A 24697-nucleotide genomic window follows, 5' to 3' on the forward strand; every position below is an offset into this window, starting at 1 on the left:
CGCTCACCGCGTTTGCCTACCCTGTGCGGGGATTTTCGATAAGGATAGGCCATGTCCGGCAGCGGCGATTCGCGGCGCGCCATCTTCTTCGCGCTCGGCGCCAACCTGGCCATCGCCCTGGCCAAGGGCGCGGCGGCGCTGGCCACCGGCTCGGGCGCGATGCTGGCCGAGACCGTGCATTCGCTGGCCGACTGCGGCAACCAGCTGCTGTTGCTGCTGGGCATGCGCCAGGCCAAGCGCCCGGCCAGCGCCGAGTATCCACTGGGCTACGGCCGCGCGATCTACTTCTGGTCGTTCCTGGTGGCGGTGATGCTGTTCTGCATCGGCGGCATGTTTTCGGTGTACGAGGGCGTGCACAAACTGCTGCAGCCCGAGCCGTTGAGCAGTTGGGGCTGGGCGGTGGGCGTGCTGGGCTTTGCCCTCGTCGCCGAGGGCGTGTCGCTGCGCACCTGCCTGCAGGAGATCGCCAAGGTGCGCGGCGAGCGTTCGCTGTGGACCTGGTTCCGCGAAAGCCGCCAGGCCGAGCTGATCGTGATCTTCGGCGAGGACCTGGCGGCGCTGCTCGGCCTGGCGCTGGCCCTGGCCGCGGTGCTGTTGACCGTGCTGACCGGCAATCCGCTGTGGGACGCGCTGGGCACCATCGCCATCGGTGCGCTGCTGATCGTGGTCGCGGTGCTGGTGGCGATCGAGATCAAGGCGATGCTGATCGGGCAGAGCGTGGACCCGGCAATGCAGCGGCAATTGCATGCGTTCTTCCAGGCGCAACCGGAGATCGAGCGGGTGATCCACCTGATCGCGATGCAACTGGGCGAGGACGTGATGGTGTCGGTGCAGGCCACGCTGCGGCAGAAGCACGATGCGGCGGCGCTGCTGGCCGACATCACCCGCATCGAGCGCGGCCTGAAGCAGCAGTTCCCGGCGGTGCGCTGGAGCTTCTTCGAGCCGGAGCCGGGCGCCGCCGCGGCCGCTTCCGGCAGCTGAGCGGCATTGCTACAGTGGCGCCCGGTCCATCGCGGGCGACAACGGAATGAAGACCTCGAACGCTGTGCTGCTGTCCACCGTGATCACCCTGGCGCTGGTCGCGGTGCTGGGTGGGCTGATGCTGGGCGGCTTCTGGTGGCTCAAGCGCACGATGCAGGCGCCGCCGACGGTGGCGCCACCGTCCAGCGCCGCGCCCGCGGCGAAGGTGCCGGCCGATGCGGTGCTGGCGCCGTACCGGCAACGCCTGGATGCCACGCGCAAGCCGGTGGCGCAGCTGCGCCTGCAGCCGATGGCGCAGGACGATCGCCTGGCCAGCAAGGTCGGCGGCCGCCCGTACTGGACCGCGGACAAGGCCTACCCGCGCGACGCCCATGGCCAGCCGCTGGCGCTGCTGGCGCAGGTGGACCTGGCGAAGATGCCGCCGCTGCGCGGCTATCCCACCCAAGGCATGCTGCAGTTCTTCATCGGCAGCGACGATTTCTATGGCGCCAACCTCGACGGCGCCACCGACCTGGCTGCATTGAGCGCGCAACGCAATTTCCGCGTGGTGTATTGGCCGCGGCCGGAGGCGTCGGCGCGGCAGGCCGAGGTGCCGTTGCCGGCCGCCGACGCGCTGCCGTTCGATCCGGCGCATCCGCGGGCGATGCATTTCGCTGTCGGCGAGGAAAGCATCGGCACCAGCGACGTGCACTTCGAACAGGCGCTGGGCCGGCCGTTGGACGAGGTCACCGCTGCCTACGCCGGCCGCCACGCGCTGCCGCAGGACGACGTGGACGAGGCGCTGTACGACGCATTGAATCGCAGCGGGCACAAGCTCGGCGGCTATCCGGAGTTCACCCAGGAGGATCCGCGCACGCCGCAGGACGCGCAGGTCCTGCTGCTGCAGCTGGACAGCGACGACGCCATGATGTGGGGCGACAGCGGCATCGCCAACTTCTTCATCGATCCGGCCGACCTGCAGCGCGGCGATTTCAGCCGGGTCGCCTACAACTGGGATTGCTATTGACCGAGCGCCGTGTGTGACAGGCACGCGGTTGCGGCGTGGCGGGACGTCCCGCGCGCCGGCTCACTCCTCGCGCTTGAGCCACTCCAGGCGGCTGGAGGCGCCGGCCTCGCCCAGGTGCTGCTTCAGCGCCGGCAGCGCGCTGGCCAGCGCCTGCTCGAACTGCCACGGCGGATTGAGCAGCAGCATGCCGCTGCCGTTGAGCCGCAGCGGCGAATCGTCGGGGCGCACCTGCAGTTCGGCCAGCAGCACCGACTTGGCCGGCATCGCCGCGGCCTTGCGGAAGAACGGCTGCAGGCTGCGGCGCTGCTTGATCGGATACCACACCGCGCACATCGCCTGCGGCCAGCGGGTCAGGGTCTCGCGCAGCGCCGCGGCGATCAGCGGGTATTCGGCGTCCTGCGATTCGTAGGGCGGATCGATCAGCACCAGGCCGCGGCCGATCTTGGCCGCGCCGGCCTTCGGCGGCACGAACGCCTTGATCGCCGCATAGCCGTCGCCGGCATGCACCTGCACGCGGCGGTCGTTGGCGAACAGCGCCTTGAGTTCGGCCGCTTCCTCGGGCTGCAGTTCGCAGGCGGCGAGCCGGTCCTGTTCGCGCATGGCCTGGGCGACCAGCAGCGGCGAGCCGGGATAGGCGAGCAGGGCGCCCACCGGGTTGTCGGCCTGCACCGCGCGCAGGTAGCGCTCCAGCACCTCGGGCAAGGTGGGCAGGCCCATCAGCTTCAGCACCCCGGCCGCGGCCTCGCCGGTCTTGCGGCTCTCGCTGCCGGCGAACAGGTAGCGGCCGCGCCCGGCATGGGTGTCGAGCACGAAGAACGGGCTGTCCTTGCGCTTGAGCGCATCGATCAGCGCGAGCAGCACGGTGTGCTTGAGCGCGTCGGCATGGTTGCCGGCGTGGTAGGCGTGGCGATAGTTCATCGGCGCAGTGTACGGGTCGCACCGGCGCGGAGCCATGCCGGCACGCGTTGGGCGCCGCGGCGGTCGAGCGGGCAGGGCGGGTGTCGGTCCGCCTGCGCGGGGGCCTCGCGGCGGTGCCACCGCGCATCGCGTATGGTCGCGACCATCAGATTCCCTTAAGCCCGGCCCGCTATTTTTCCCCGATGCGCATCCTCCTGGTAGAAGACGATCTTTCGCTCGGCGACACCCTGCGCGGGTGGCTGAAGCTGGACGGCTACACCGTGGACTGGCTGACCCGTGGCGACGAGGCGCGCACCGCGCTGCAGGCGCAGCCCTACCAGTGCTTGCTGCTCGACCGCGGCCTGCCCGGGCTCGACGGCGACGCCTTGCTGCGCACGCTGCGCGCGGCGCGGGTGACCACGCCGGTGCTGATGATCACCGCGCGCGATGCGCTGGAAGACCGGGTGCAGGGCCTGGACCTGGGCGCCGACGACTATCTGGTCAAGCCGTTCGACCTGGAAGAGCTGTCGGCGCGCATTCGCGCCGCGTTGCGCCGTGGCGGCGGCGATCCCGCGGTGCTGCTGTCGCACGGCGAGGTGACGCTGGACCCGGTGGCCAAGCGCGTCACCCGCAACGGCGAGCCGGTGGCGTTGACCGCGCGCGAGTACGCGGTGCTGCATGCGCTGCTGGCGCGCAAGGGCCATATCGTCGGCCGCGACCAGCTCGAGGATGCGCTGTACGGCTGGGGCGAGGAAGTGGAGAGCAACGCGATCGAGGTACATATCTCGCACCTGCGCAAGAAGCTGGGCAGCGCGCTGATCGTCACGATCCGGCGCCAGGGCTACTGCCTGGGAGCGCCGCGATGAGGTGGCCGCGCTGGCGACGCGCCGCGGCGGCCGCGCCGCCGCCGGCGGATGCGCGCTATTCGCTGCGCCGGCGGCTGATCGCCACCACGCTGGGATCAAGCATCGCCTGCTGGCTGGTCAGCCTGGCGGTCATCGTCGGCGTGGCCTGGACCGAAACCAGCGACGTGTTCGACGATGCGCTGGAAGAAAGCGCGCGCCTGGTCGCGGCCTTCGGCCCCGGCCTGTTGCACGGCGATGCGCCGGCGGAGGACGGCGACGCGGCGGCGGACGCCGACGGCGGCGTGCGCCTGTACTACCAGATCGTCGATCGCCACGGCACGGTGCTGCGCCGCTCAGCCGACGTGCCGCGGCAGCCGTTCGTGCCGCCGAGTCAGGTGCATGGCGACGATGCCACGACCACCGTGCTGCACGCGCAGCGGCTGTGGCGCGTGCACGTGCTGCACGCACGCGCGCAGGATCTCTACGTGCAGGTCGCGCAGCCGCTGCAAGAACGCACCGAACTGCTCGAGGACATGGCCGAGAACCTGGTATGGCCGGCGCTGGCGCTGCTGGTGTTGCTGGCCGCGCTCAACTGGTGGGTGATCCGCCGCCAGCTGCGGCCGCTGGAGCGCCTGGCCGAGGACATCGGCCGGCAATCGCCGCAGGCGTTGACCGCGGTGTCCGCGGCCGGCCAGGCCGACGAGCTGCGTCCGATCGTGCAGGCGCTCAACGGCGTGCTCGCGCGGCTGGGCGAGGCGCTGCAGTCCGAGCGCCGCTTCACCGCCGATGCGGCGCACGAACTGCGCACACCGCTGGCCGGGCTGCGCATGAAGATCCAGCTGATGCAGCGCAGCCACGCCGCTACCCTGGACCCGGCGCAGCGCCAGGACCTGGCGACGCTGCGTGCCGACGTGGACCGCGCCACGGCGTTGGTGGACAACCTGCTGATGCTGGCGCGGCTGGATCCGCAGCAACCCGGCAGCCTGGCCTGCACGGCCGTGGCGTTGCCGGCGCTGGTCGATGCGGTGCTGGCCGACATCGCGCCGGCGGCGGCGACCAAGCGCATCGACGTGCACGTGGACATCGGCGTGGACACGGTCTGGGCGCATGCCGACTTGCTGCGCAGCGCGCTGCGCAACCTGCTCGACAACGCGGTGCGCTACGGCAAGGCGGAAGGCCAGGTGCGCATCGACGCCAGCGCGGTGCGCGGCGCCACGGGCGCGCCATCGGCGGTGCGCATCGTCGTGCGCGACGACGGCCCCGGCGTGGCACCAGGCGATCTGGCCCGGCTCACCCAGCGCTTCTTCCGCGTGCTGGGCAATGCCGGGCAGGGCAGCGGGCTGGGCCTGTCGCTGGTGGAGCGCATCGTCGCCCTGCACGGCGGGCAGTTGCGCCTGGACTCCGGCGGCGAGGGCATGGGCCTGGCGGTGCGCATCGAGTTACCGAAGCGCGAGCCGCCGGCGACCGGTTAGAACGCGGCTTGTAGCAATCGCAGCGCCGATCGCGTGCGTGCTCGCGCTGGGCGATCGACAGCGGCGGCATGTGCGATGCGCAACGCGAACCCGCCGAGCCAGGCGGCGCGTCGATTTGTGCGACATGCAAAGCCCTGGAGCGCGACATGTGCCGCCGCTGCGTGCGGCTCCCGATACCGCCAGCTGCCATGCGTGCCGTCGATGCCGCACCACGAGCATGCCGATCGACGCCGCTTCCGATCCAGGCGGTGCGCCTGAATCGCAGCCCGAGACATCAGATCCACTTCAGGTTCGCGCGTTCCAATGGCGTCCATGGCGATCGGCCATGACATCGACCCCAAGGAGCACTCCATGCGCAAGACCCTTCTTTCCACGTTTGCCGCCGCCATCGCCGTCCTCGCCAGCGGCCAGGCCGTCGCGCAATACACCGGCCCCAGCAGCGTGCCGGTGACCACGGTCAAGCAGTTGCTGGAGCAGGGCAAGGACGAGCAGCAGGTGGTGCTGCGCGGGAACATCGTGTCCCACGACGGCGGCGACCGCTATACCTTCCGCGACGCGACCGGCAGCGTGAAGGTCGAGATCGATGCGCACCGGCTGCCGGCCGGGCGGGCGTTCGACGACAAGGCGCAGGTCGAGCTGCTGGGCGAATTCGACAAGGACTTCCGTTCCGCCGAAGTCGAAGTGGACGAGGTGCGCTTCCTGCGCTGAGCCGGCGTCGCGTCGCAGTGTCGGCCGCGGCGCCGCGCTGCGGCCGGCCATGGCTGCGCGCGCGCTGGCGCCGGCGGCCGATGCCTGACCCGGATCGCCTGCGGCGCCGCGTTGCGGCGCGGCGGCCGCTGCACGCCGAACCCCGCTGCGGCTATGCTGCGCGCCATGTCCGCGTCCACCGCCCCGTGTGTCCTCGTTGTCGAGGACGAATCCGCCATCGCCGATACCGTGCTGTACGCCTTGCGCAGCGAGGGCTACCAGGTGCGGCACTGCCTGCTCGGGCGCGAGGCGCTGGCACAGGTGCGCGCCGGCGGCATCGACGTGGTGGTGCTGGATGTCGGCCTGCCCGACCTGGGCGGCTTCGAGGTGTGCCGCGAACTGCGCAGCTTCAGCCAGGTGCCGGTGATCTTCCTGACCGCACGCAACGACGAGATCGACCGCGTGCTCGGCCTGGAACTGGGCGCCGACGACTACATGGCCAAACCCTTCTCGCCACGCGAACTGGTCGCGCGGGTGCGTGCTCGGCTGCGGCGGCCGGCGCCTGCGGCGAGCGCGGAAGCGGAACCGGGCTGGCAGCGGCACGGTGAGTTCGCGATCGACCGCGACGGCCGCCGCATCCACTACGGCGACGCCGCCCTGGACCTGACCCGCTACGAATACGCGCTGCTGGCCGCGCTGCTGCAACGGCCGGGCGCCATCCTCAGCCGCGCGCAGCTGATGGACCGCGGCTGGGACAGCAGCGCCGACAGCGCCGACCGCACCGTGGACACCCACATCAAGACCCTGCGCGCCAAGCTGCGCGCGGCTGGCGCCGCGCACGACCCGATCCGCACCCATCGCGGCATCGGCTACGCGCTGGAGCAGTGAGATGCGGCTGGGGCTGAGGCTGTTCCTGGGCTTCTTCCTGATCGTCGGCGTCGCCGCGTTCTTCGTGATGCGGGTGTTCGTCAACGAGGTCAAGCCCGGCGTGCGCCAGGCGATGGAATCGACCCTGGTGGACGCGGCCAACGTGCTGGCGCAGATGGCGGCCACCGACCTCAAGGCCGGACGCATCGACAGCGGCGCCTTCGCCCGCGACCTCGGCGCGGCGCAGCGGCGCAATCCGCGCGCGATGGTGTGGCGCTTCCCCAAGCGCAGCGTCGATTACCGGGTCACCATCACCGACGCGGCCGGCGTGGTGGTGTTCGATTCGCGCGGCCAGGACCTGGGCCGCGACAACTCGCGTTGGAACGACGTCTACCGCACCCTGCGCGGCGAGTACGGCGCACGCTCCAGTGCCGAGGGCGACGGCGACCCCAACCACACGGTGATGCACGTGGCCGCGCCGATCTACGACCCGGACGACGCCCGGCGCCTGATCGGCGTGCTGACCCTGTCGCAGCCCAACCGCAGCATCGAGCCGTTCATCGTCGCCAGCCAGCGAAACATTCTGTTGCGCGGCGCGTGGCTGATCGGCATCTCCGCGCTGATCGGGCTGTTGATGACCTGGGGCCTGCTGCGCGGCATCGGCCGGCTCAACCGCTACGCGCAGGCGGTCAGCGCCGGCGAGCCGGTGCCGCCGCCGCCGCCGCGCCGCGACGAGATCGGCGATCTGGGCCGCGCGCTGGAGACGATGCGGCGCAAGCTCGAGGGCAAGGCCTATGTCGAGCAGTACGTGCAGTCGCTGACCCACGAGATGAAGAGTCCGCTGGCGGCGATCCGCGGCGCCGCCGAGCTGCTGCAGGAACCGTTGCCGGACGCGGAGCGGCAACGCTTCGTGCGCAACATCGCCGAGCAGCAGCAGCGCCTCACCGAAACCATCGACAAGCTGCTGGCGCTGGCCGAAGTGGAACAGCACGGCTGGCTGCAGCGGCGCGAGCGCATCGCGCTGGCGCCGCTGTTCGCGCAACTGGCCGAAGCGCTGGCGCCGCAGCTGCGCGCCAGCGGCGTGCAGTTGCAGGTGCAGGCACCGGAAGCGGAACTGGCGTTGGCCGGGGATCCCTATCTGCTGCGCCAGGCCCTGCACAATCTGCTCGACAACGCGATCGCGTTCTCGCCGGATGGCGGGGTCGTGGTGCTGCGCGCCGAGCGCGACGCTGACGCGCGCATCGCGCTGCTGGTGGAGGACGCAGGCCCCGGGGTCCCGGATTACGCGCTGGAGCGGGTATTCGAGCGCTTCTATTCGCTGGCGCGGCCGGCCACCGGGCAGCGCAGTTCGGGCCTGGGCCTGCCGTTCGTGCGCGAAGTGGCGCGGCTGCACGGTGGCGAGGCGAGCTTGCGCAACCGCGAGAGCGGCGGCGCGGTGGCGCGGCTGTCGCTGCCGGCGGCCTGAGCGGCGCCTGCATTCACTGCGGGATCGGATCCGGGGTGGCGCGGCCATCGGTTCCTGCGGCGTGGTTGACTGCAAGCGCTGGAGGCTTCGCTCGTCGCGACTGAAGTCGCTCCCACAAGGGACTTGCGGCCAACTCGCTGGATGGACTGTAGGAGGGGCTTCAGCCCCGACAGGCGGCTGGCAGCATTGCGCTTCCTGGCTTCCTCGTCGCGGCTGAAGCCGCTCCTACAGGGCTTTGGCCGGCTTGCTGGGTACACTGTGGGAGGGGCTTCAGCCCCGACGCTGTCCGCCGCCAATCTTGGTCCCCGCAGCGCTTGCGAGCAAACGCCTTGCGCGATGGCGTTTGCGATCCCGCCTGCCGCACGCCCACCCACTTCACACTCACTTCAAATTCGCCTCAAACCCCGCACACGCAGGCGCGGCACCCTGGCGTCCTCCATCACCGAGGACCGTCGATGAAATCCCTCAAGCTCGTTCTGCGATTCGCCACCATCGGCGGATTGATTCTGTTGCTGCTGATCCCGCTGCTGATGATCCGCGGCACCGTGCAAGACCGCCAGCGCTACCGCGACGAGGCGGTGGAACGCGTGTCGCAAAGCAAGGCCGGCGAACAGCGCCTGCTCGGCCCGTTGCGGGTGGTGCCGTGGACGCAGGTGCGCGATGTCGCGGTGGTCGATGCCGATGGCAAGCGCAGCGTCAAGCGCGAAACCGAAAACGGCTACGACGTGCAGACGCCGAGGCATCTGGCGATCAACGGCGAGCTGAAGCCGTCGCAGCGCAGCATCGGCCTGTTCAAGGTGCAGGTGTACAGCTGGCATGCGCGGCTCAAGGCGCAGTTCGACGATCTCGACTACGAAGCGGTCGAAGGCCGCAGCTATGGTCAGCCATATCTGGTGGTCGGCATCCAGGACGTGCGCGGGCTGGTCGGTACGCCCAATCTGCGCACCGACGGCAAGGCGCTGGCGCTGCAGCCGGGTTCGCTGGCGCTGGCCGGCCAATCCAAGGGCGTGCATGCGCTGCTGCCGGCGCTGGCCGATGCGCACCAGGGCAAGCTCACCGACCTGCACAGCGTGGAAATGGAATTCGTGCTCGACGGCACCCAGGGCCTGTCGATTGTGCCGGTCGGCGACGACAACCAGATCGCGCTGACCTCGCCGTGGCCGCACCCGCTGTTCGGCGGCCGCTTCCTGCCCAACGAGCGCCGCATCACCGAGCAAGGCTTCCAGGCCAGCTGGGCGCTGTCGTCGCTGGCCACCGGCGCGCAGGCGCAACTGTTCTCGGGCGGCGAGATCGATGCGCTGCGCGTGGACCTGGTCGATCCGGTCGACGTCTATACCCAGGCCGATCGCGCCAGCAAATACGGCATCCTGTTCGTGGTACTGACCTTCGTCGCCTTCGCCCTGTTCGAACTGATCAAGCGCCTGCCAATCCATCCGCTGCAATACCTGCTGGTCGGCCTGGCGCTGGCGATCTTCTTCCTGCTGCTGCTCAGCCTGTCCGAGCACATCCCGTTCTGGCAGGCGTACCTGGTCTCGGCAGTGGCCTGCATCGGCCTGCAGTTCTTCTACCTGTCCGGGGTATTGCGCAGCCGCGCCCGCGCCGCCGGCTTCGCCAGCATGCTCACCGTGCTGTACGGCGCGCTGTACGGATTGCTGGCCTCGGAAGACAACGCCTTGCTGATGGGCTCGCTGCTGCTGTTCGGCATCCTCGCCGCGATCATGTGGATCACCCGCAAGATCGACTGGTACGAACTCGGCGCGGCACTGCGCTGAACCGGCACGCGACCAGGACCCCGCCATGTCGGCACATACCCATCTGCATCGTCGCGTCCAGGCCCTGTTGCCGGACGCACTGGACACCCGCGGCCTGCACCGCGGCAATGCCGGCGCGGCGCTGGCGCGCAGCGCCCAGGCGGCGCTGGTCACCGCCGCCGACCGCGGCGGCGCGCTGTGGCTGCGGTTGAGCGAACGCAGCCGCGAGGCGCTGGCCACGCACGGTCTGGGGTTCCTGGCGGCGGCGTTGCAGGCCCGCGCCGCCTTGCCGGGCGAGGCCGAACCGTGGCGCTACTGCGCGTGGCGCGCCTTGCGCGGCGATTCGGCCTGGGCACCGGCCGGGCAGGGCGAGCAGCGCGCGCACGGACCAGGCTTCGTGACCTGGGAAGCGCAGGGGCGCGCACGGCTGCTGGTGCTGCCGGCACAGGCGGCGCTGCTGTGCCGCTGGTGGCGCTGAGGCGCGCGCCGGCATTGGCGAGAAAAGCGTTGTGCGCGCCGCCTAGGCCACGCCTGCTTGCGCGATAGGCCCGTTGGCGACATGCGCCGAATTGCGACGTCGGCGACAGACACGATCGCGCACTGGCATCGCGGCCACGCACGCCACCGCAGGACGCAATGACCGGGCAGGGACGCCCACCGCCAAGGACGGCGACATGCGTGGAGAGGCCAGACAGGCGCTATCGCGCAACGCTACAGCGGTATGGACGCCGCCGCAGGACGCAATGAATGGGCAGGGACGCCCACCGCCAAGGACGGCGACATGCGTGGAGAGGCCAGACAGGCGCTATCGCGCAACGCTACAGCGGTATGGATGCCGCCTCAGGACGCAATGAACGGACAGGGACGCCCCACCGCCAAGGATGGCGGCATGCGTGGATAGGCCGAACAGGCGCTATCGCGCAACGCAACAGCGGTCATGGACGCCGCCACAGGACGCAGCACCGGGCAGGACGCCCGCCGCCAGGGACGGCGCAGGAGCAACACCGACCAGGGCATCGCCAAGCCGGCAGCGCCACGGAAACGCCTGCGGTAGAGTTCACGGATGGACTCTCCGCTTCCCATCCAGCGCCTGCGCGGCGCGCAGATCGCCCCGTTCCTGGACGATGTCGCGCGGCTGCGCATCGCCGTGTTCCGCGACTGGCCGTATCTGTATGCCGGCGACCTGGACTACGAGCGCGACTACCTGTCCGCCTATGCCGCCTCGCCCGACAGCGTGTTCGTGCTGGCGCGCGACGGCGAGCGCGTAGTCGGCGCCTCCACCGGGCTGCCGCTGGCCGACGATGCCGAGGCATTCGGCGCGGCGTTCGCCGACAGCCCCATCGCGGTCACGGACGTGTTCTATTTCGGCGAATCGGTGCTGCTGCCCGCGTATCGCGGCCGCGGCGTCGGCCATGCCTTCTTCGATCATCGCCAAGCGCATGCGCGCGCGCTCGGCCGTTTCGCGCTGACCGCGTTCTGCGCGGTGGACCGCGATCCCGACGATCCGCGCCGCCCGCCCGGCTACCGCGGCAACGACGTGTTCTGGCACAAGCGCGGCTATGTGCGGCAGCCGTCGCTGCGCATGCAGCTGGCGTGGGACGAAATCGACCGCGGCGAGATCCTGCATACCCTGAGTTTCTGGACCCGCCCACTGGAGCCTGCCGCATGAAGATCGCCGTCGCCAAATACCCGATCGGCGCGCCGGTCGATTTCGCCGCCTTCGCCGACAAGCAGGCGGCCTTGATCGGCCAGGCCGCGCAGGCCGGCGCGCAGCTGGCGGTGCTGCCCGAATACCTGTCGCTGGAACTGGCCGCGACCTTCGCCGCGGCCGTGTCCGAGGACCTGCCGGCCTCGCTGGCGGCGATCCAGGCGTTGCACCCGCAGTATCTGGCGCTGTTCGCGCAGCTGGCGCAGCGGCATCGCCTGCATCTGGTCGCCGGCAGCTTCCTGCTGGCCAGCGGCGAGGGCCGCTACCGCAACCGCGCCTACTGGTTCGCGCCCGACGGCAGCCACGGCTGGCAGGACAAGCTGCAGCTGACCGGCTTCGAGAAGGCCACCGGCCTGATCGACGGCGGCGACGCGCTGAAGGTGTTCGCCGCGGGCGACGGCGTGCGCGCCGGCGTGGCGGTCTGCTACGACAGCGAATTCCCGCTGCCGGTGCGCGCCCAGTACGAGGCCGGCGCGCGGCTGCTGGTGGTGCCCAGTTGCACCGACACCGAGGCCGGCGCCACCCGCGTGCGCATCGGCTGCCTGGCGCGCGCGCTGGAGAACCGCATCTTCGTCGCGCAGTCGGTCACCGCCGGGCTGGCCGAGTGGAGTCCGGCGCTGGACGTGAACACCGGCGAGGCGGCGATCTACGCGCCGATGGACGCCGGCTTCCCGGCCGACGGCATCGTCGCGCAGACCCAGGGCGAGCAGGTCTGGGCGCTGGCGGAGCTGGATTTCGCCGCGTTCGAGGCCAGCCGCGCCCGTGCCCAGGTCGCCAACGATCGCGACTGGCGCGGTCAGCTGGCGCCGGCCATCGTGCGCGCGGAGCTGGGCGGCTTCGAGTAGCCGCCTGGTCGATCCATGCGCAGGCGCTGGGCTCGGCCGGCCGTCACCGCTGCCACGCCAGCGCCATCCGCCTGGTGCAGCGCCGCCGCTAGCGTGGCTTTGCGCCCAAAGCAGTCACCGACATACCGAACGGCGCTGAGCCAGCGGCCGCGCGCCGAGACCATGGCGAAGACCGCGCCGAACGAACGGCCTTCGCCATCCGCCACCGCCGCATGCGTTGCGCAACACACGCCATCCGAACGCACGATGCGCTCTGCTGTCGCCTCCGCTCCGCTACCCGGCTCATCGCCCCATGCCCAAGACTCTGCTGCCGCACGCCGTGCGCCTGGAATTCGCGCCCGGCGCGCTGGTCCACGCCAACCTGTCCGGCGCCGCCTTCACCGACGACTGGCTGTGGGTGGCCGGCGACGAAGCCTGCGCGGTCGATCGCCTGCACGCGCTGGCGCCGGTCGGCGGCGAGGCGCTGCGCTTCGGTGAAGGCCGCAGCTTCGCCCTCGGCGAACTGCTCGACCTGCCCGGCGACCACGACGAGGAGGCCGACCTGGAAGGCATGGCGCTGTCGCCCGGCTACCTGTGGGTGGTCGGCTCGCACGGCATGAAGCGCAAGAACGCCAAGCCCGATCGCGACGATGCCGCCAACGGCCAGCGCCTGGCCAAGCTCAAGCTCGACGCCAACCGGCGCCTGCTCGCCTGCCTGCCGATCGAGCGCGATGCCGACGGTGCGCCGCAGCTGGTCCGCGAAGCGGCCGACGGCCGCCGCGCGCTGCGGCTGAAGGGCGATGCCAAGCACAACCAGCTCACCGCACTGCTCGAAGACGATGCGCATTTCGGCGCCTATCTGAAGATTCCCGGCAAGGACAACGGCTTCGATATCGAAGGCATGGCGGTGGACGGCCAGCGCCTGCTGCTGGGCCTGCGCGGCCCGGTGCTGCGCGGCTGGGCCGGACTGCTGGAGATTGAGGTGGAGGCGCATCACGACCATCTGCGGCTGGTGCCGCTGGACGCGGAGGGCACCTTGCTGCGCAAGCATTTCCTGCAACTGGGCGGGCTGGGCGTGCGCGACCTGCATTTCCACGGCCAGGACCTGTACCTGCTGGCCGGCCCGACCATGGTGCTGAACGGCGAGATCCGCCTGTTCCGCTGGCCCGGCGCGCGCGCGGCGCTGACCGCCAACCGCGAGCCGGTGCGGTTCCAGCGCGAGCTGATCAAATCGCTGGCGCTGCCGCACGGCGAGGACAGCGATCGCGCCGAAGCGCTGTGCAACCTGCCGCCGGCGCTGTCCGGCGGCGTGCCGAGCTGGCTGGTGCTGTACGACGCGCCGGGACCGGCGCGCAGCGACGGCGAGTGCGTCGTGCACGGCGATCTGCTGCGCTAGCGCCTGCCCGAATCGTGGCCCGGGTGAATCGCCAGAGTTCAGGTCTTTTGTAGGAGCGGCTTCAGCCGCGACAGGCGTTGCCGGTAGTGCCTGTCGCGGCTGAAGCCGCTCCTACAATGGAAAAGCTTAGGCACGGCACCGCCTCCGGGCACCGTCGCGCACGGCGGGGTAAAATCGCCCGATTCCCGTTTGCTCCGAGTGTTCCATGGCCTGCCGCACCCGTTTCGCCCCCAGTCCCACCGGTTACCTGCACATCGGCGGCGCGCGTACCGCGCTGTACTGCTGGCTAGAGGCGCGCCACCGCGGCGGCGAGTTCGTGCTGCGCATCGAGGACACCGACCGCGAGCGCAGCACCCAGGCGGCGATCGACGCCATCCTGGAAGCGATGGACTGGCTCGGCCTGGATTACGACGAAGGCCCGGTCTACCAGACTCAGCGCATCGCCCGCTACCAGGAAGTGGCCGAACAGCTGCTCGCCGCCGGCAAGGCCTACTACGCCTACGAGACCCGCGAGGAACTCGACGCGATGCGCGAGGCGGCCATGGCCAAGCAGGAAAAGCCGCGCTACAACGGCGCCGCACGTGAGCAGAACCTGGCCTACCGCGACGACCCGAACCGGGTGATCCGCTTCAAGAACCCGGTCGGCGGCAGCGTGGTGTTCGACGACCTGATCAAGGGCCGCATCGAGATCGCCAACAGCGAACTCGACGACATGGTGATCTTCCGCCCCGACGGCTACCCCACCTACAACTTCGCGGTAGTGGTGGACGACTGGGACATGGGCATCACCGAAGTCATCCGCGGCGACGACCACATCAACAACACCCCGCGCCAGATCAACATCTACGAAGCGCTGGGCGCGCCGGTGCCGAAGTTCGCGCACATGCCGATGATCCTGGACGAGCAGGGCGCCAAGCTGTCCAAGCGCACCGGTGCGGCCGACGTGATGCAGTACAAGGACGCCGGCTACCTGCCGCATGCGCTGATCAACTACCTGGCGCGGCTGGGCTGGTCGCACGGCGACCAGGAACTGTTCGGCCGCCAGGAGCTGATCGACCTGTTCGACGTCAAGGACGTCAACTCCAAGGCCGCGCGGCTGGACATGGCCAAGCTCGGCTGGGTCAACCAGCATTATCTGAAGTCCGACGATCCGGCCACGATCGCGCCGCAGCTGGAGGACCAACTGGCCAAGCTCGGCATCGACCCGGCGACCGGCCCGGCCGCGGCCGACGTGGTGGTGGCGCTGCGCGAGCGCGTGCAGACGCTGAAGGAAATGGCCGAGAAGGCGGTGGTCTGGTACCGGCCGCTGGAGACCTATGACGAAGCGGCGGTGGCCAAGCACCTGAAGCCGGGCGCCGAACTGGCGCTGGGCAAGGCGCGCGAGCTGCTGGCCGCACTGGGCGAGTGGAGCGTGGACGGCGTGTCCGCCGCGCTGCACGACGCGGCCGCGGCGCTGGAGATCGGCATGGGCAAGGTGGCGCAGCCGCTGCGCGTGGCCATCACCGGCACCCAGGTCAGCCCCGATATCTCGCACACGGTGTACCTGGCCGGGCGCGAGCAGGCCTTGAAACGCATCGATGCCGCGCTCATCAAGATCCCAGCGGGAAGCTGATTCCCCGGAGAAGCCCATGTCCAGCAAGAAGACCGCCTGCACCGAGCCGCACCACCACGTCCACGACGCCGACGACTTCGTCAAGGTGGTGGAGCGGGTGAGCCGCGAACGCGGGCTGCGGCTGACCCCGATCCGCGCCAACGTGCTGCGCCTGATCGCCGAGGCGGGGCGGCCGGTGAAGGCCTACGACCTGCTGGAATGGGTGCGCGAGGGCAAGAGCGTGGGCGCCGATGCGCCGCCCACCGTGTACCGCGCGCTGGATTTCCTGATGGCCAACGGCTTCGTGCACAAGCTCGAGTCGGTCAACGCCTTCGTCGCCTGCCACCACCCCAGCAGCGCCCAGCACTCGGTGCCGTTCCTGATCTGCGATCGCTGCCACAGCGCGGTCGAACTGGAGGACCGCGACGTGGTCGCGCAGCTGGAACAGCGCGCCAAGGCGCTGGGCTTCCAGCCGCAGGCGCAGACCCTGGAAGTGCACGGGCTGTGCGCGCGCTGCGCGGGGTAGGGCGCTGCGCTTCCGGAAATGTTGTGCGGAGCTGCCCGCGACGCTGTGCGTCGTGCCGCCGCGCGCGGGCATACGGCCACGAAGCGCTGCCTGCCGATCGCCTGGGGCCTCGCCGCCGCCGCTGCAGTGGATCGCGGATGGCGTCGGCTGACGCAAGCAAACCGTTAGGGAACGCCGACTTGGTGTAGCGTCGGACGTTGCGATCCGACGCAGATTCGAGCCCTTGCACCGGCGTGCCGAGGATCCGCCGCCCGCCTCAGCCATGCTCCAGCACATCGCCGAAGCGCAGCCGCGTCCACGCTTCGGCCGCCGCTTGTGCGAGCGCAACCGAAACGCTGCTGCCCTCGGCCAGGGTGGTATCGCCGCGCGGATCGATGACTTCCCATTCCCAGGTCCGCGTCCGCTTGGGCAGCCACGCCGCGAGCAGCAGTGCAGGCAGCTCCGCGTTCCCGGTGACGACATCGCAGCGCCAGATCAACAGGTCCGCCAGCGTGTCGCGCTGCCAGCGCGGCCGCGCCGTGTCGTCCGCGTCGCGCATCGGCGCAGGACGCGCGCGCTGCAGCGGCGCGGCGAAGGCGTGCGCCTCGTGCGTGCCGGGAATCGGATAGGTCGTCTTGTGCATGCTCGCTTCCTCTGTGACAAAGAAGGCGTGCCGGGAGACCTGCGAGAGACCCCATCGGACACACCCGCATCGACCGGCGCTGCCGGTGGCTGGTGTCGCGGGTGCCCGATTGGCTGAGATGTCGCCGCTGGATGCGGCGACGGCCGGGCTACCATCCGGCCTGCTCTCTTTCGACCGCCGCAGCGTACCCATTCCAGGGTGCCGCGACAAGCGCTTTTTGTTGCCGCAAACTATTGTTTTTACTTGGGATATGTGAGCAATCGGCGCGCTGTCGGTGCGGTCGCTGGCTGCCCGGCGGAGCAGCCGCGGCGATGCCACCGCGGTCGAACGGCAAATCGCCGCAGGGCCGCCTGCGTGCGGCTAGGCTGCGGGTGCAGGCGACGTCTTCGCGCCCCACAGTGCGTAGAACAGCACGTACAACTCGCATGCGGCGGTCAGTAGGAAGGCCTGTTGCAGGCCGACGTGGTCGGCCAGCCAGCCCTGCACCACCACCAGCGCGCCGCCGGCGATGGCCATGATCAGCAGGCCGGAGCCTTCCTCGGTGAGCGGACCCAGGCCCTTGATGCCGAGGGTGAAGATGGTCGGGAACATGATCGAGTGGAACAGGCCCACCGCGATCAGCGACCACATCGCGACGTGGCCGGTGGTGAACACGGTCAGCAGCACCACCGCGAACGCGCCGATCGAGAACAGCGCCAGCACGGTTTCCGGCGCGATGCGGCGCATCAGCGCGCTGCCGGCGAAGCGCCCCACCATCATCCCGCCCCACAGCAGGAACAGGTAGTGCGAGGCCTGTTCGTGGGTGAGGTTGCCGATGTGCGGCTGCGATACGAAATTGATGAACAGGTTGGACACGCCGATCTCGGCGATCAGGTAGATGAAGATGGCCGGGATACCGAGCACCAGATTGCGATGCCGCCACAGCGAATGGCTGGCGCGCTGCGCGCCGGTGGCGCGCTGGGTGGCCTGGCCGAGCGCGGGCAACTTGAAGCGGGCGATGACCACCGCCAGCAGCACCAGCACCACGGCGACGATGAGGTAGGGCAACTGCACCGACTGCGCGTCGGCCAGGCGTTCGGCCTGGGTCAGCACCGCATCGCCCTTGGCGGTGCCCGAGGCCGAGCGGCCGAGGATCAGGTAACCGCCGAACAGCGGCGCCAGCGTGGTGCCGACCGAGTTGAACGCCTGCACCAGGTTGAGCCGCGCCGAGGCGGTGTCCGGGCTGCCGATCACCGCGACATAGGGATTGGCCGCGACCTGCAGCAAGGTGATGCCGCTGGCGATCACGAACAGCGAGCCGAGGGTGATGCCGTACGAGACCAGCCGCGCGGCCGCGATCATGCCAAGCGCGCCCAGCGCCATGATGCCCAGGCCGATCACCAGCGCGCGCTGATAGCCGATACGTTCGATCAGCTTGGCCGACGGCAGCGAGGCGAAGAAGTAAGCGATGAACCAGACCGACTCGATCAGCGTGGCCTGGGTATAGCTCAGCTCGAACACGCTGCGCAGGTGCGGCAGCAGCGTGTTGTTGATGACGGTGATGAAGCCCCACATGAAGAACAGCGAGGCCAGCAGCGACAGCGCGGCGCGGTAGGACGGCGCGTTGCCGGTGAGCGGTGCGGAGTGGGAAAGCGGAGCCGCCGGCCCCATCGGTCCTGCCATCGTGGGTGTGTCCTCTGCGCTGTTGCGGGGTCTGTCGTCGGGCACGCGCGGGCGTGTGCCTGCGCTGCAACAGCGCAGCTGTCGCGCGGGTTGCGGCGTTGTCGCGCAGGGCCGCAAACGATGTCGCGGCGCCAGCGCAGGGGCGAGGATAGGCGCCGCGCTTCGCGCACGACCAATGATTTAAATCGCGGCGGTTATACGGTTATTGCAATGCTGCACTGCAGCGGAGCGTCGTTCTGGCGGCTGTGTGGATGCGTCTTCTGCGACTGGTCGGCAGCGACTGGTTCGCCTGCCGCAACAGGCGCCGCGTTGCATTTCGCGGCCAACCTATGTGCTGTGGACGCGGTCGCAGGGCATGGGTGCACAGAGGCGCGCGTGGTGTCGCTGTGGTGCATGAGCGAAGAATGCGCGGACGGAGCGACGAGAACATGGCCGGCGAACCGCGGGAGTTATCTGCGACGATAGTCGTGGACGCCGAAGCAGGGCTTGCCATTCATGCGCGGCGGTCATGTGTATCGCGCGGCTTTGCTGCAACGCCGCCGGACGATTGATGAGCGGCGCTTATGGCGGCATGTACGCGTCATGGGCTAGTGCCGCCAGCGCTGCGCGCCTACAGTCGCTGCAGACGTCCATGCAAGGAGAATCTGATGAGCCTGTTCGCCACTGCCATGTCGCTGTCGATGATGGCCGCTGCGGTTCCCGACGATGACGCCAAGCCGATCAGGATCGCCCGTGCCGGCAGCACCGCGTCGGCGGTCGGTCCGGCGGCGTATTTCACCGGCACGGTGCGCATCGATGCGCCGTTCCAGGGCGAGGCGCCGGCGCGCGTCGGCGGCGCCACGGTCAGTTTCGAACCGGGCGCGCGCACGGCCTGGCACACCCATCCCTTGGGGCAGACCCTGATCGTCACCGCCGGCGTCGGCCATGTGCAGGAATGGGGCAAGCCGGCGCAGGAGATCCGCCCCGGCGACATCGTGTGGATTCCGCCGGGGGTCAAGCATTGGCACGGCGCCAGCGCGCAGGTGGCGATGACCCACATCGCCATCGCCGAAGCGGTGGACGGCTCGCCGGTGACCTGGCTGGAGCCGGTGTCGGAGAGTCAGTACCGCGGGGAGTGATAGGCGGGGCGTCTCGCCTGTCGATCTTGATGCCGGCCTCACGCGCTCAGCTGGGACTGCCGCCCAACCTTGTAGGAGCGGCTTCAGCCGCGACAGGCTCTATCGGTAATGCCTGTCGCGGCTGAAGCCGCTCCTACAGAGGCGCCTATTGGCGCTCCAGCTACGCTCCATAGCCGCCGAAGAACACCTGCAGCGCGCGCCGCGTCGCGTCGCGCAGGTATTCCGGCGACGGGTTCTTCAGTGCGCCGAACAGGCACGGCATCAGCGTTTCCGCTTCCAGCAGCCCGGCCAGGTGGCGGGCGGCGGTGGTCGGGTCGGCGCGGCGCAAGCGGCCCTGGTCCATCTGTGCCTGCAGGAACGTGCCGAGGCGGTGCATGCCCTGGTCGGGCCCGCTCTGGAAGAACAGCAGGCCGATGTCCGAGCGGCCGGAGACGCCGATGATGGTCTGCCACACCTGCAACGACTGCGCCGAGCACAGGAACGCCAGGGCGTCTTCGCCCAGGCGCTGCAACGCGGTCGGCAAATCGTCCTTGGACTGTTCCAGCGTGGCCAGGATCGGATCCATGAACTGTTCCGCGACGCTGTGCGCCACCGCCACGAACAACTCCTCCTTGGACGGGAAATAGCCGTACAGGGTGCGTTTGGAGCTTCCGGCGCGGGTGGCGATCTGGGTCATCGAGGCGCCCTCGAAGCCGGCCTCCAGGAACACCGCGGCCGCCGCTTCGACGATCGCTTCGCGTTTGGCTTCGGTCCTGACGCGCATCGCTGTGCCATGGGAGATGGCGCTTAAGTATACCGAGAGGGCAGAAATGATTGACGGCGCCGAATTGCGCGAATAGTATACCGAACCGTACCGTTTAGATTCTTTCAGCCTCCCTGCGTTCCCACCCGGAGATTCCCCCGTGCGTCCTGTCCTGTCCTCTCGTCTATCGCTGGCCCTGGCCGTGGCGGCCACCTCGCTGTTGAGCGCGTGCGGTTCGCCCCCGGGCGGTCCGCCGCCGCAGGAGGGCACGCCGGAGATGGGCGTGGTCACCGTCGCCACGCGGCCGGTCACCCTGACCACCGAGTTGCCGGGGCGCACGCTGCCGTACCTGATCGCCGACGTGCGGCCGCAGGTGAACGGCATCATCCAGGTGCGCAAGTTCCGCGAAGGCGGCGAGGTCAAGGCCGGCGAGACGCTGTACCAGATCGATCCGTCCAGCTACCGCGCCACCTACGACAGCTACGTGGCGGCGCTGGGCAAGGCCCAGGCCACGCTGCGCACCGCGCGGCTGAAGGCCGAGCGCTACCGCGAACTGGTCAAGGTGTCGGCGATCAGCAAGCAGGACAACGACGATGCCGACGCCGCACTGGGCCAGGCCGAGGCGGACGTCGCCGCGGCCAAGGCCAACGTGGAGAGCGCGCGCATCAACCTGGCCTATGCGCGGGTGGATGCGCCGATTTCCGGGCGCATCGGCAAGTCCAGCGTGACCGCCGGCGCGCTGGTCACCGCCAGCCAGTCGACCGCGCTGGCCACCATCCAGCAGTTGGACCCGATCTACGTCGATGTCACCCAGCCCAGCGCTTCGCTGCTGCGGCTCAGGCAGGCGCTGGCCAGCGGCGAGCTGGAAAAGGCCGACGCCACCGCGGCCAAGGTGAATCTGCTGCTGGAAGACGGCAGCGCGTATCCGCTGCAGGGCCGGCTGGAATTCTCCGATGTCACCGTCGACCAGAACACCGGCTCGATCACCTTGCGCGCTGTGTTCCCGAATCCGAACGCGGACCTGCTGCCCGGCATGTACGTGCGCGCGGTGCTGCAGGAAGGGGTGAAGGACGACGGCCTGCTGGTGCCGCAGCGCGCGGTGTCGCGCAACGGCGCCGGCAAGCCGACCGCGTACGTGGTCGGCAGCGACCACAAGCTGCAGCTGCGCGTGCTGGAGACCGACCGTGCGGTCGGCGACCAATGGCTGGTGCGCAGCGGGCTCAAGCCCGGCGAGCAACTGGTGGTCGAAGGCCAGTCGCGGGCGCAGCCCGGGGCGACGGTCAAGACCGTGCCGTGGCAGCCGAAGCCGGCCGCCGCGGGCGCGCCTGCTGCAGCCGCACCCGCCGCGGCCGCGCCGCGCGCGGCCAACTGAGGCGCTAGACCGTCATGGCACGTTTCTTCATCGATCGTCCGATCTTCGCCTGGGTGCTGGCCATCATCGTGATGCTGGCCGGCATCCTCTCCGTCGTTACCTTGCCCATCGCGCAATACCCGAGCATCGCCCCGCCCGCCGTGGCGATCACCGCCAACTATCCCGGCGCTTCGGCCAAGACCCTCGAGGACACCGTCACCCAGGTCATCGAGCAGAAGATGAAGGGTCTGGACCACCTGAGCTACATGGCCTCCACCAGCGAGTCCAGCGGCCAGGTCACCATCACCCTGACCTTCGACAACGGCACCGACCCGGACACCGCGCAGGTGCAGGTGCAGAACAAGCTGTCGCTGGCCACGCCGTTGCTGCCGCAGGAAGTGCAGCAGCAGGGCGTGACCGTGACCAAGTCGGCGACCAACTTCCTCAACGTGCTGGCCTTCACCTCCGAAGACGGCAGCATGAGCGATTCGGACCTGTCCGATTACGTGGCCGCCAACGTGCAGGAAGCGATCAGCCGCGTCGAAGGCGTCGGCGACACCACCCTGTTCGGTTCGCAGTATTCGATGCGGATCTGGCTGGACCCGAACAAGCTGAGCAACTTCAGCCTGACCCCGCTGGACGTGAAAACTGCGGTGCAGGCGCAGAACGCGCAGGTCTCGGCCGGCCAGCTCGGCGCGCTGCCGGCGGCCGCCAACCAGCAGCTCAACGCGACCATCACCGCGCAGACGCGGCTGAAGACCGCCGCCGAGTTCGAGGACATCCTGCTGCGCACGCAATCCGACGGTTCGCAGGTGCGCCTGCGCGACGTGGCGCGGATCGAGCTGGGCAGCGAGAGCTACAACACCGTCGGCCGCTACAACGGCAAGCCCGCCGCCGGCCTGGCGATCAAGCTCGCCACCGGCGCCAACGCGCTGGACACGGTCAAGGCGATCGACGCCAGCATGGCCGAGCAGGAGAAGTTCTTCCCGCCGGGCATGAAGGTGCAGAAGCCGTACGACACCACGCCGTTCGTGCGCATCTCGATCGAAGAGGTGGTGCGCACCCTGATCGAGGCGGTGGTGCTGGTATTCCTGGTGATGTACCTGTTCCTGCAGAACTTCCGCGCCACGCTGATCCCGACCATCGCCGTGCCGGTGGTGCTGCTGGGCACCTTCGGCGTGCTGGCCGTGTTCGGCTACACCATCAACACCCTGACCATGTTCGCGATGGTGCTGGCGATCGGCCTGCTGGTGGACGACGCGATCGTGGTGGTGGAGAACGTCGAGCGGGTGATGAACGAGGAGCAGCTGCCGCCGAAGGAAGCCACGCGCAAGTCGATGGGGCAGATCACCGGCGCGCTGGTCGGCGTGGCCCTGGTGCTGGCGGCGGTGTTCGTGCCGATGGCGTTCTTCGGCGGCTCCACCGGCGTGATCTATCGCCAGTTCTCGATCACCATCGTCGCGGCGATGACGCTGTCGGTGCTGGTGGCGATGGTGCTGACCCCGGCGCTGTGCGCGACCCTGCTCAAGCCGGCCAAGCAGCACGGCATGGCCACCACCGGCTTCTTCGGTTGGTTCAACCGCGTGTTCGACCGTGGCAACGGCCGCTACCAGGGCGCGGTGCGGCACATGCTGGGCAAGGGCTGGCGCTACATGATCGCCTACGCGGTGGTGCTGGCGCTGGTGGTGTTCGGCTTCATGAAACTGCCGGTCGGGTTCCTGCCGGACGAGGACCAGGGCACGCTGTTCGTGCTGGTGCAGTTGCCGCCGGGCGCCACTGCGGCGCGCACCGATGCGGTGATCCGTCAGGTCGAGCAGCATTTCCTGGTCGAGCAGAAGGACTCGGTCGCCGGCGTGTTCGCCGTGTCTGGTTTCAGTTTCGCCGGCAGCGGGCAGAACGTCGGCTTCGCCTTCGTCAAGCTGCGGCCGTGGGACGAGCGCACCGGCAAGGGCCAGAGCGTGACCGAAGTGGCGGGGAAGGCGGGCGCGTTCTTCGCCGGCATCCGCGACGCCAGGGTGTTCGCGTTCGCGCCGCCGGCGGTGTCGGAACTGGGCAATGCCACCGGCTTCGACCTGATGCTGCAGGACCGCGCCAATCTCGGCCACGACGCACTGATGCAGGCGCGCAACCAGTTGCTGGCCGAGTTGTCGCAGGACAAGCGGCTGGTCGCGGTGCGCCCGAACGGGCAGGAAGACACGCCCGAGTTCAGGCTGGACATCGATCCGCACAAGGCCGAAACGCTGGGCCTGTCGATTTCCGATATCAACAACACCTTCTCCAGCGCCTGGGGCAGCACCTACGTCAACGACTTCATCGACAAGGGCCGGGTCAAGAAGGTGATGCTGCAGGCCGATGCGCCGTACCGCATGCTGCCGGAGGACATCGACCGCTGGTACGTGCGCAACAGCGCCGGCACCATGGTCGCGTTCAATTCCTTCGCCAAGGCCAGCTGGACCACCGGTTCGCCGCGGCTGGAGCGCTACAACAGCGTGCCGTCGGTGGAGATCCTGGGCATGGCGCTGCCGGGCGCGGCGTCCAGCGGCGAGGCGCTGGCCATCGTCGAGGCCGCGGCGGCCAAGCTGCCGCCGGGCATCGGCTTCGAGTGGACCGGGCTGTCGCGGCAGGAGAAGGCGTCCAGCGGCCAGACCGGCATGCTGTACGGGCTGTCGATCCTGATCGTGTTCCTGTGCCTTGCCGCGCTGTACGAAAGCTGGGCGATTCCGTTCGCGGTGATCCTGGTGGTGCCGCTGGGCGTGTTCGGCGCGCTGCTCGGCGCGGTGCTGACCTGGAAGATGAACGACGTGTACTTCCAGGTCGGGCTGCTGACCACGATCGGCCTGGCCTGCAAGAACGCGATCCTGATCGTGGAGTTCGCCCGCGAACTGCACGAGGGCGGCAAGAGCTTGCTGGAGTCGGCGCTGGAAGCGGCGCGCATGCGCCTGCGGCCGATCCTGATGACCTCGATGGCGTTCATCCTCGGCGTGGTGCCGATGGTGCTGGGCAGCGGCGCCGGTGCCGGCGCGCAGCATGCGCTGGGCACCGCGGTGATCGGCGGCATGTTGTCGGGCACGGTGCTGGCGATCTTCTTCGTGCCGCTGTTCTTCGTGCTGGTGTGCGGCCTGTTCAAGCGCCGCGCCGGCAACCCCGACGACCCGTCCGCCGCGCGCGTCGCGGAAGGAGCCTGAC

Annotated in this window: 22 protein-coding genes; 18 read left to right on the top strand and 4 right to left on the bottom strand. The window is 69.5% G+C overall.

The genetic code is table 11. From position 1 onward, the window contains the following. The first annotated feature begins 51 nt into the window (after positions 1–51). Together HEP74_RS07205 and HEP74_RS07210 are read left to right on the top strand one after the other, a co-directional pair. Entirely contained in the window at positions 52–981 is a 930-nt protein-coding gene (locus tag HEP74_RS07205; protein WP_185815834.1) for a cation diffusion facilitator family transporter, read from the top strand. Positions 982–1027: 46 nt separating this feature from the next. Then, positions 1028–1987 carry a YwqG family protein gene (locus HEP74_RS07210; RefSeq protein ID WP_185815835.1) on the top strand — a complete coding sequence of 320 codons (960 nt, stop codon included), beginning with the start codon at positions 1028–1030 and terminating at the stop codon, positions 1985–1987. 60 nt (positions 1988–2047) lie between these two features. Here the strand turns inward: HEP74_RS07210 and HEP74_RS07215 are convergent, their stop codons facing one another. Beyond that, the gene (locus HEP74_RS07215; RefSeq protein ID WP_185815836.1) at positions 2048–2905 is read right to left on the bottom strand and encodes a 23S rRNA (adenine(2030)-N(6))-methyltransferase RlmJ; all 858 of its coding nucleotides are present in this window, start codon (positions 2903–2905) and stop codon (positions 2048–2050) included. Between the two features lie 182 nt (positions 2906–3087). Here HEP74_RS07215 and HEP74_RS07220 point away from each other — a divergent pair, with 182 nt between their 5' ends. The 12 genes from HEP74_RS07220 (at position 3088) to HEP74_RS07275 (ending at position 16016) form a co-directional block, all read left to right on the top strand. Further along, positions 3088–3750 (top strand): response regulator transcription factor, encoded by a 663-nt coding sequence (locus tag HEP74_RS07220; RefSeq protein ID WP_185815837.1) that lies wholly within the window; start codon positions 3088–3090, stop codon positions 3748–3750. Continuing rightward, complete coding sequence (locus HEP74_RS07225; protein ID WP_185815838.1) at positions 3747–5201, top strand: ATP-binding protein; 1455 nt, start codon at positions 3747–3749, stop codon at positions 5199–5201. Before HEP74_RS07220 ends, HEP74_RS07225 begins: the two co-directional genes overlap by 4 nt. 351 nt (positions 5202–5552) lie before the next feature. Further along, the gene (locus tag HEP74_RS07230; protein WP_185815839.1) at positions 5553–5909 is read left to right on the top strand and encodes a YgiW/YdeI family stress tolerance OB fold protein; all 357 of its coding nucleotides are present in this window, start codon (positions 5553–5555) and stop codon (positions 5907–5909) included. A gap of 153 nt (positions 5910–6062) precedes the next feature. Then, complete coding sequence (creB, locus tag HEP74_RS07235) at positions 6063–6776, top strand: two-component system response regulator CreB (RefSeq protein ID WP_185815840.1); 714 nt, start codon at positions 6063–6065, stop codon at positions 6774–6776. 1 nt (position 6777) lies between these two features. Beyond that, entirely contained in the window at positions 6778–8220 is a 1443-nt protein-coding gene (gene creC / locus HEP74_RS07240) for a two-component system sensor histidine kinase CreC (RefSeq protein ID WP_185815841.1), read from the top strand. Between the two features lie 455 nt (positions 8221–8675). Beyond that, positions 8676–9992: a cell envelope integrity protein CreD gene (gene creD, locus HEP74_RS07245; protein ID WP_185815842.1), complete on the top strand. Its 1317-nt coding sequence runs from the start codon at positions 8676–8678 to the stop codon at positions 9990–9992. 25 nt (positions 9993–10017) lie between these two features. After that, positions 10018–10449, top strand: a complete 432-nt coding sequence (locus tag HEP74_RS07250; protein WP_185815843.1) for a hypothetical protein — start codon at positions 10018–10020, stop codon at positions 10447–10449. Between the two features lie 585 nt (positions 10450–11034). Beyond that, positions 11035–11640: a GNAT family N-acetyltransferase gene (locus HEP74_RS07255; RefSeq protein ID WP_185815844.1), complete on the top strand. Its 606-nt coding sequence runs from the start codon at positions 11035–11037 to the stop codon at positions 11638–11640. After that, entirely contained in the window at positions 11637–12524 is an 888-nt protein-coding gene (locus tag HEP74_RS07260; protein ID WP_185815845.1) for a carbon-nitrogen hydrolase family protein, read from the top strand. The genes HEP74_RS07255 and HEP74_RS07260 overlap by 4 nt, the downstream gene beginning before the upstream one ends. A gap of 292 nt (positions 12525–12816) precedes the next feature. Next, positions 12817–13899, top strand: coding sequence for a DUF3616 domain-containing protein (locus tag HEP74_RS07265; protein WP_185815846.1), 1083 nt, complete (start codon positions 12817–12819; stop codon positions 13897–13899). Positions 13900–14104: 205 nt separating this feature from the next. Continuing rightward, positions 14105–15511 (top strand): glutamate--tRNA ligase, encoded by a 1407-nt coding sequence (gltX, locus tag HEP74_RS07270; protein WP_185815847.1) that lies wholly within the window; start codon positions 14105–14107, stop codon positions 15509–15511. Positions 15512–15527: 16 nt separating this feature from the next. Next, complete coding sequence (locus tag HEP74_RS07275) at positions 15528–16016, top strand: transcriptional repressor (RefSeq protein ID WP_003472952.1); 489 nt, start codon at positions 15528–15530, stop codon at positions 16014–16016. Positions 16017–16272: 256 nt separating this feature from the next. On the opposite strand, the gene HEP74_RS07280 is transcribed toward HEP74_RS07275, so the two are convergent. After that, positions 16273–16638, bottom strand: a complete 366-nt coding sequence (locus tag HEP74_RS07280; protein ID WP_185815848.1) for a hypothetical protein — start codon at positions 16636–16638, stop codon at positions 16273–16275. Between the two features lie 118 nt (positions 16639–16756). Between HEP74_RS07280 and HEP74_RS07285 the strand changes: the two genes are divergently transcribed. Continuing rightward, complete coding sequence (locus tag HEP74_RS07285) at positions 16757–16894, top strand: hypothetical protein (protein WP_185815849.1); 138 nt, start codon at positions 16757–16759, stop codon at positions 16892–16894. Positions 16895–16998: 104 nt separating this feature from the next. Here HEP74_RS07285 and HEP74_RS07290 read toward each other — a convergent pair whose 3' ends face one another. Then, positions 16999–18300 carry a sugar MFS transporter gene (locus tag HEP74_RS07290; RefSeq protein WP_185815850.1) on the bottom strand — a complete coding sequence of 434 codons (1302 nt, stop codon included), beginning with the start codon at positions 18298–18300 and terminating at the stop codon, positions 16999–17001. Between the two features lie 647 nt (positions 18301–18947). Between HEP74_RS07290 and HEP74_RS07295 the strand changes: the two genes are divergently transcribed. Continuing rightward, a complete protein-coding gene (locus HEP74_RS07295) occupies positions 18948–19418 on the top strand; it encodes a (R)-mandelonitrile lyase (RefSeq protein ID WP_185815851.1) in 471 nt (156 codons plus the stop codon). A gap of 160 nt (positions 19419–19578) precedes the next feature. On the opposite strand, the gene HEP74_RS07300 is transcribed toward HEP74_RS07295, so the two are convergent. Further along, the gene (locus HEP74_RS07300) at positions 19579–20181 is read right to left on the bottom strand and encodes a TetR/AcrR family transcriptional regulator (protein ID WP_185815852.1); all 603 of its coding nucleotides are present in this window, start codon (positions 20179–20181) and stop codon (positions 19579–19581) included. Between the two features lie 139 nt (positions 20182–20320). On the opposite strand from HEP74_RS07300, the gene HEP74_RS07305 reads away from it, so the two are divergent. Next, positions 20321–21532 carry an efflux RND transporter periplasmic adaptor subunit gene (locus HEP74_RS07305; RefSeq protein ID WP_185815853.1) on the top strand — a complete coding sequence of 404 codons (1212 nt, stop codon included), beginning with the start codon at positions 20321–20323 and terminating at the stop codon, positions 21530–21532. A gap of 14 nt (positions 21533–21546) precedes the next feature. After that, positions 21547–24696: an efflux RND transporter permease subunit gene (locus HEP74_RS07310; protein WP_185815854.1), complete on the top strand. Its 3150-nt coding sequence runs from the start codon at positions 21547–21549 to the stop codon at positions 24694–24696. The last annotated feature ends 1 nt before the right edge of the window (position 24697 follow it).

It is taken from the genome of Xanthomonas sp. SS (genome assembly GCF_014236835.1).
GTDB lineage: Bacteria > Pseudomonadota > Gammaproteobacteria > Xanthomonadales > Xanthomonadaceae > Xanthomonas_A.

Excerpts from the sequence above, each read along its gene's own strand:
- HEP74_RS07225 (WP_185815838.1), top strand. The coding sequence starts at position 3,747 with ATGAGGTGGCCGCGCTGGCGACGCGCCGCGGCGGCCGCGCCGCCGCCG.
- HEP74_RS07220 (WP_185815837.1), top strand. The coding sequence starts at position 3,088 with ATGCGCATCCTCCTGGTAGAAGACGATCTTTCGCTCGGCGACACCCTG.
- HEP74_RS07230 (WP_185815839.1), top strand. The coding sequence starts at position 5,553 with ATGCGCAAGACCCTTCTTTCCACGTTTGCCGCCGCCATCGCCGTCCTC.
- HEP74_RS07310 (WP_185815854.1), top strand. The coding sequence starts at position 21,547 with ATGGCACGTTTCTTCATCGATCGTCCGATCTTCGCCTGGGTGCTGGCC.
- HEP74_RS07285 (WP_185815849.1), top strand. The coding sequence starts at position 16,757 with ATGTCGCCGCTGGATGCGGCGACGGCCGGGCTACCATCCGGCCTGCTC.
- creD (WP_185815842.1), top strand. The coding sequence starts at position 8,676 with ATGAAATCCCTCAAGCTCGTTCTGCGATTCGCCACCATCGGCGGATTG.
- HEP74_RS07255 (WP_185815844.1), top strand. The coding sequence starts at position 11,035 with ATGGACTCTCCGCTTCCCATCCAGCGCCTGCGCGGCGCGCAGATCGCC.
- HEP74_RS07300 (WP_185815852.1), bottom strand. The coding sequence starts at position 20,181 with ATGCGCGTCAGGACCGAAGCCAAACGCGAAGCGATCGTCGAAGCGGCG.
- HEP74_RS07215 (WP_185815836.1), bottom strand. The coding sequence starts at position 2,905 with ATGAACTATCGCCACGCCTACCACGCCGGCAACCATGCCGACGCGCTC.
- HEP74_RS07210 (WP_185815835.1), top strand. The coding sequence starts at position 1,028 with ATGAAGACCTCGAACGCTGTGCTGCTGTCCACCGTGATCACCCTGGCG.
- HEP74_RS07295 (WP_185815851.1), top strand. The coding sequence starts at position 18,948 with ATGAGCCTGTTCGCCACTGCCATGTCGCTGTCGATGATGGCCGCTGCG.
- HEP74_RS07260 (WP_185815845.1), top strand. The coding sequence starts at position 11,637 with ATGAAGATCGCCGTCGCCAAATACCCGATCGGCGCGCCGGTCGATTTC.
- HEP74_RS07205 (WP_185815834.1), top strand. The coding sequence starts at position 52 with ATGTCCGGCAGCGGCGATTCGCGGCGCGCCATCTTCTTCGCGCTCGGC.
- gltX (WP_185815847.1), top strand. The coding sequence starts at position 14,105 with ATGGCCTGCCGCACCCGTTTCGCCCCCAGTCCCACCGGTTACCTGCAC.
- HEP74_RS07290 (WP_185815850.1), bottom strand. The coding sequence starts at position 18,300 with ATGGCAGGACCGATGGGGCCGGCGGCTCCGCTTTCCCACTCCGCACCG.
- HEP74_RS07280 (WP_185815848.1), bottom strand. The coding sequence starts at position 16,638 with ATGCACAAGACGACCTATCCGATTCCCGGCACGCACGAGGCGCACGCC.
- HEP74_RS07275 (WP_003472952.1), top strand. The coding sequence starts at position 15,528 with ATGTCCAGCAAGAAGACCGCCTGCACCGAGCCGCACCACCACGTCCAC.
- HEP74_RS07250 (WP_185815843.1), top strand. The coding sequence starts at position 10,018 with ATGTCGGCACATACCCATCTGCATCGTCGCGTCCAGGCCCTGTTGCCG.
- creB (WP_185815840.1), top strand. The coding sequence starts at position 6,063 with ATGCTGCGCGCCATGTCCGCGTCCACCGCCCCGTGTGTCCTCGTTGTC.
- creC (WP_185815841.1), top strand. The coding sequence starts at position 6,778 with ATGCGGCTGGGGCTGAGGCTGTTCCTGGGCTTCTTCCTGATCGTCGGC.
- HEP74_RS07265 (WP_185815846.1), top strand. The coding sequence starts at position 12,817 with ATGCCCAAGACTCTGCTGCCGCACGCCGTGCGCCTGGAATTCGCGCCC.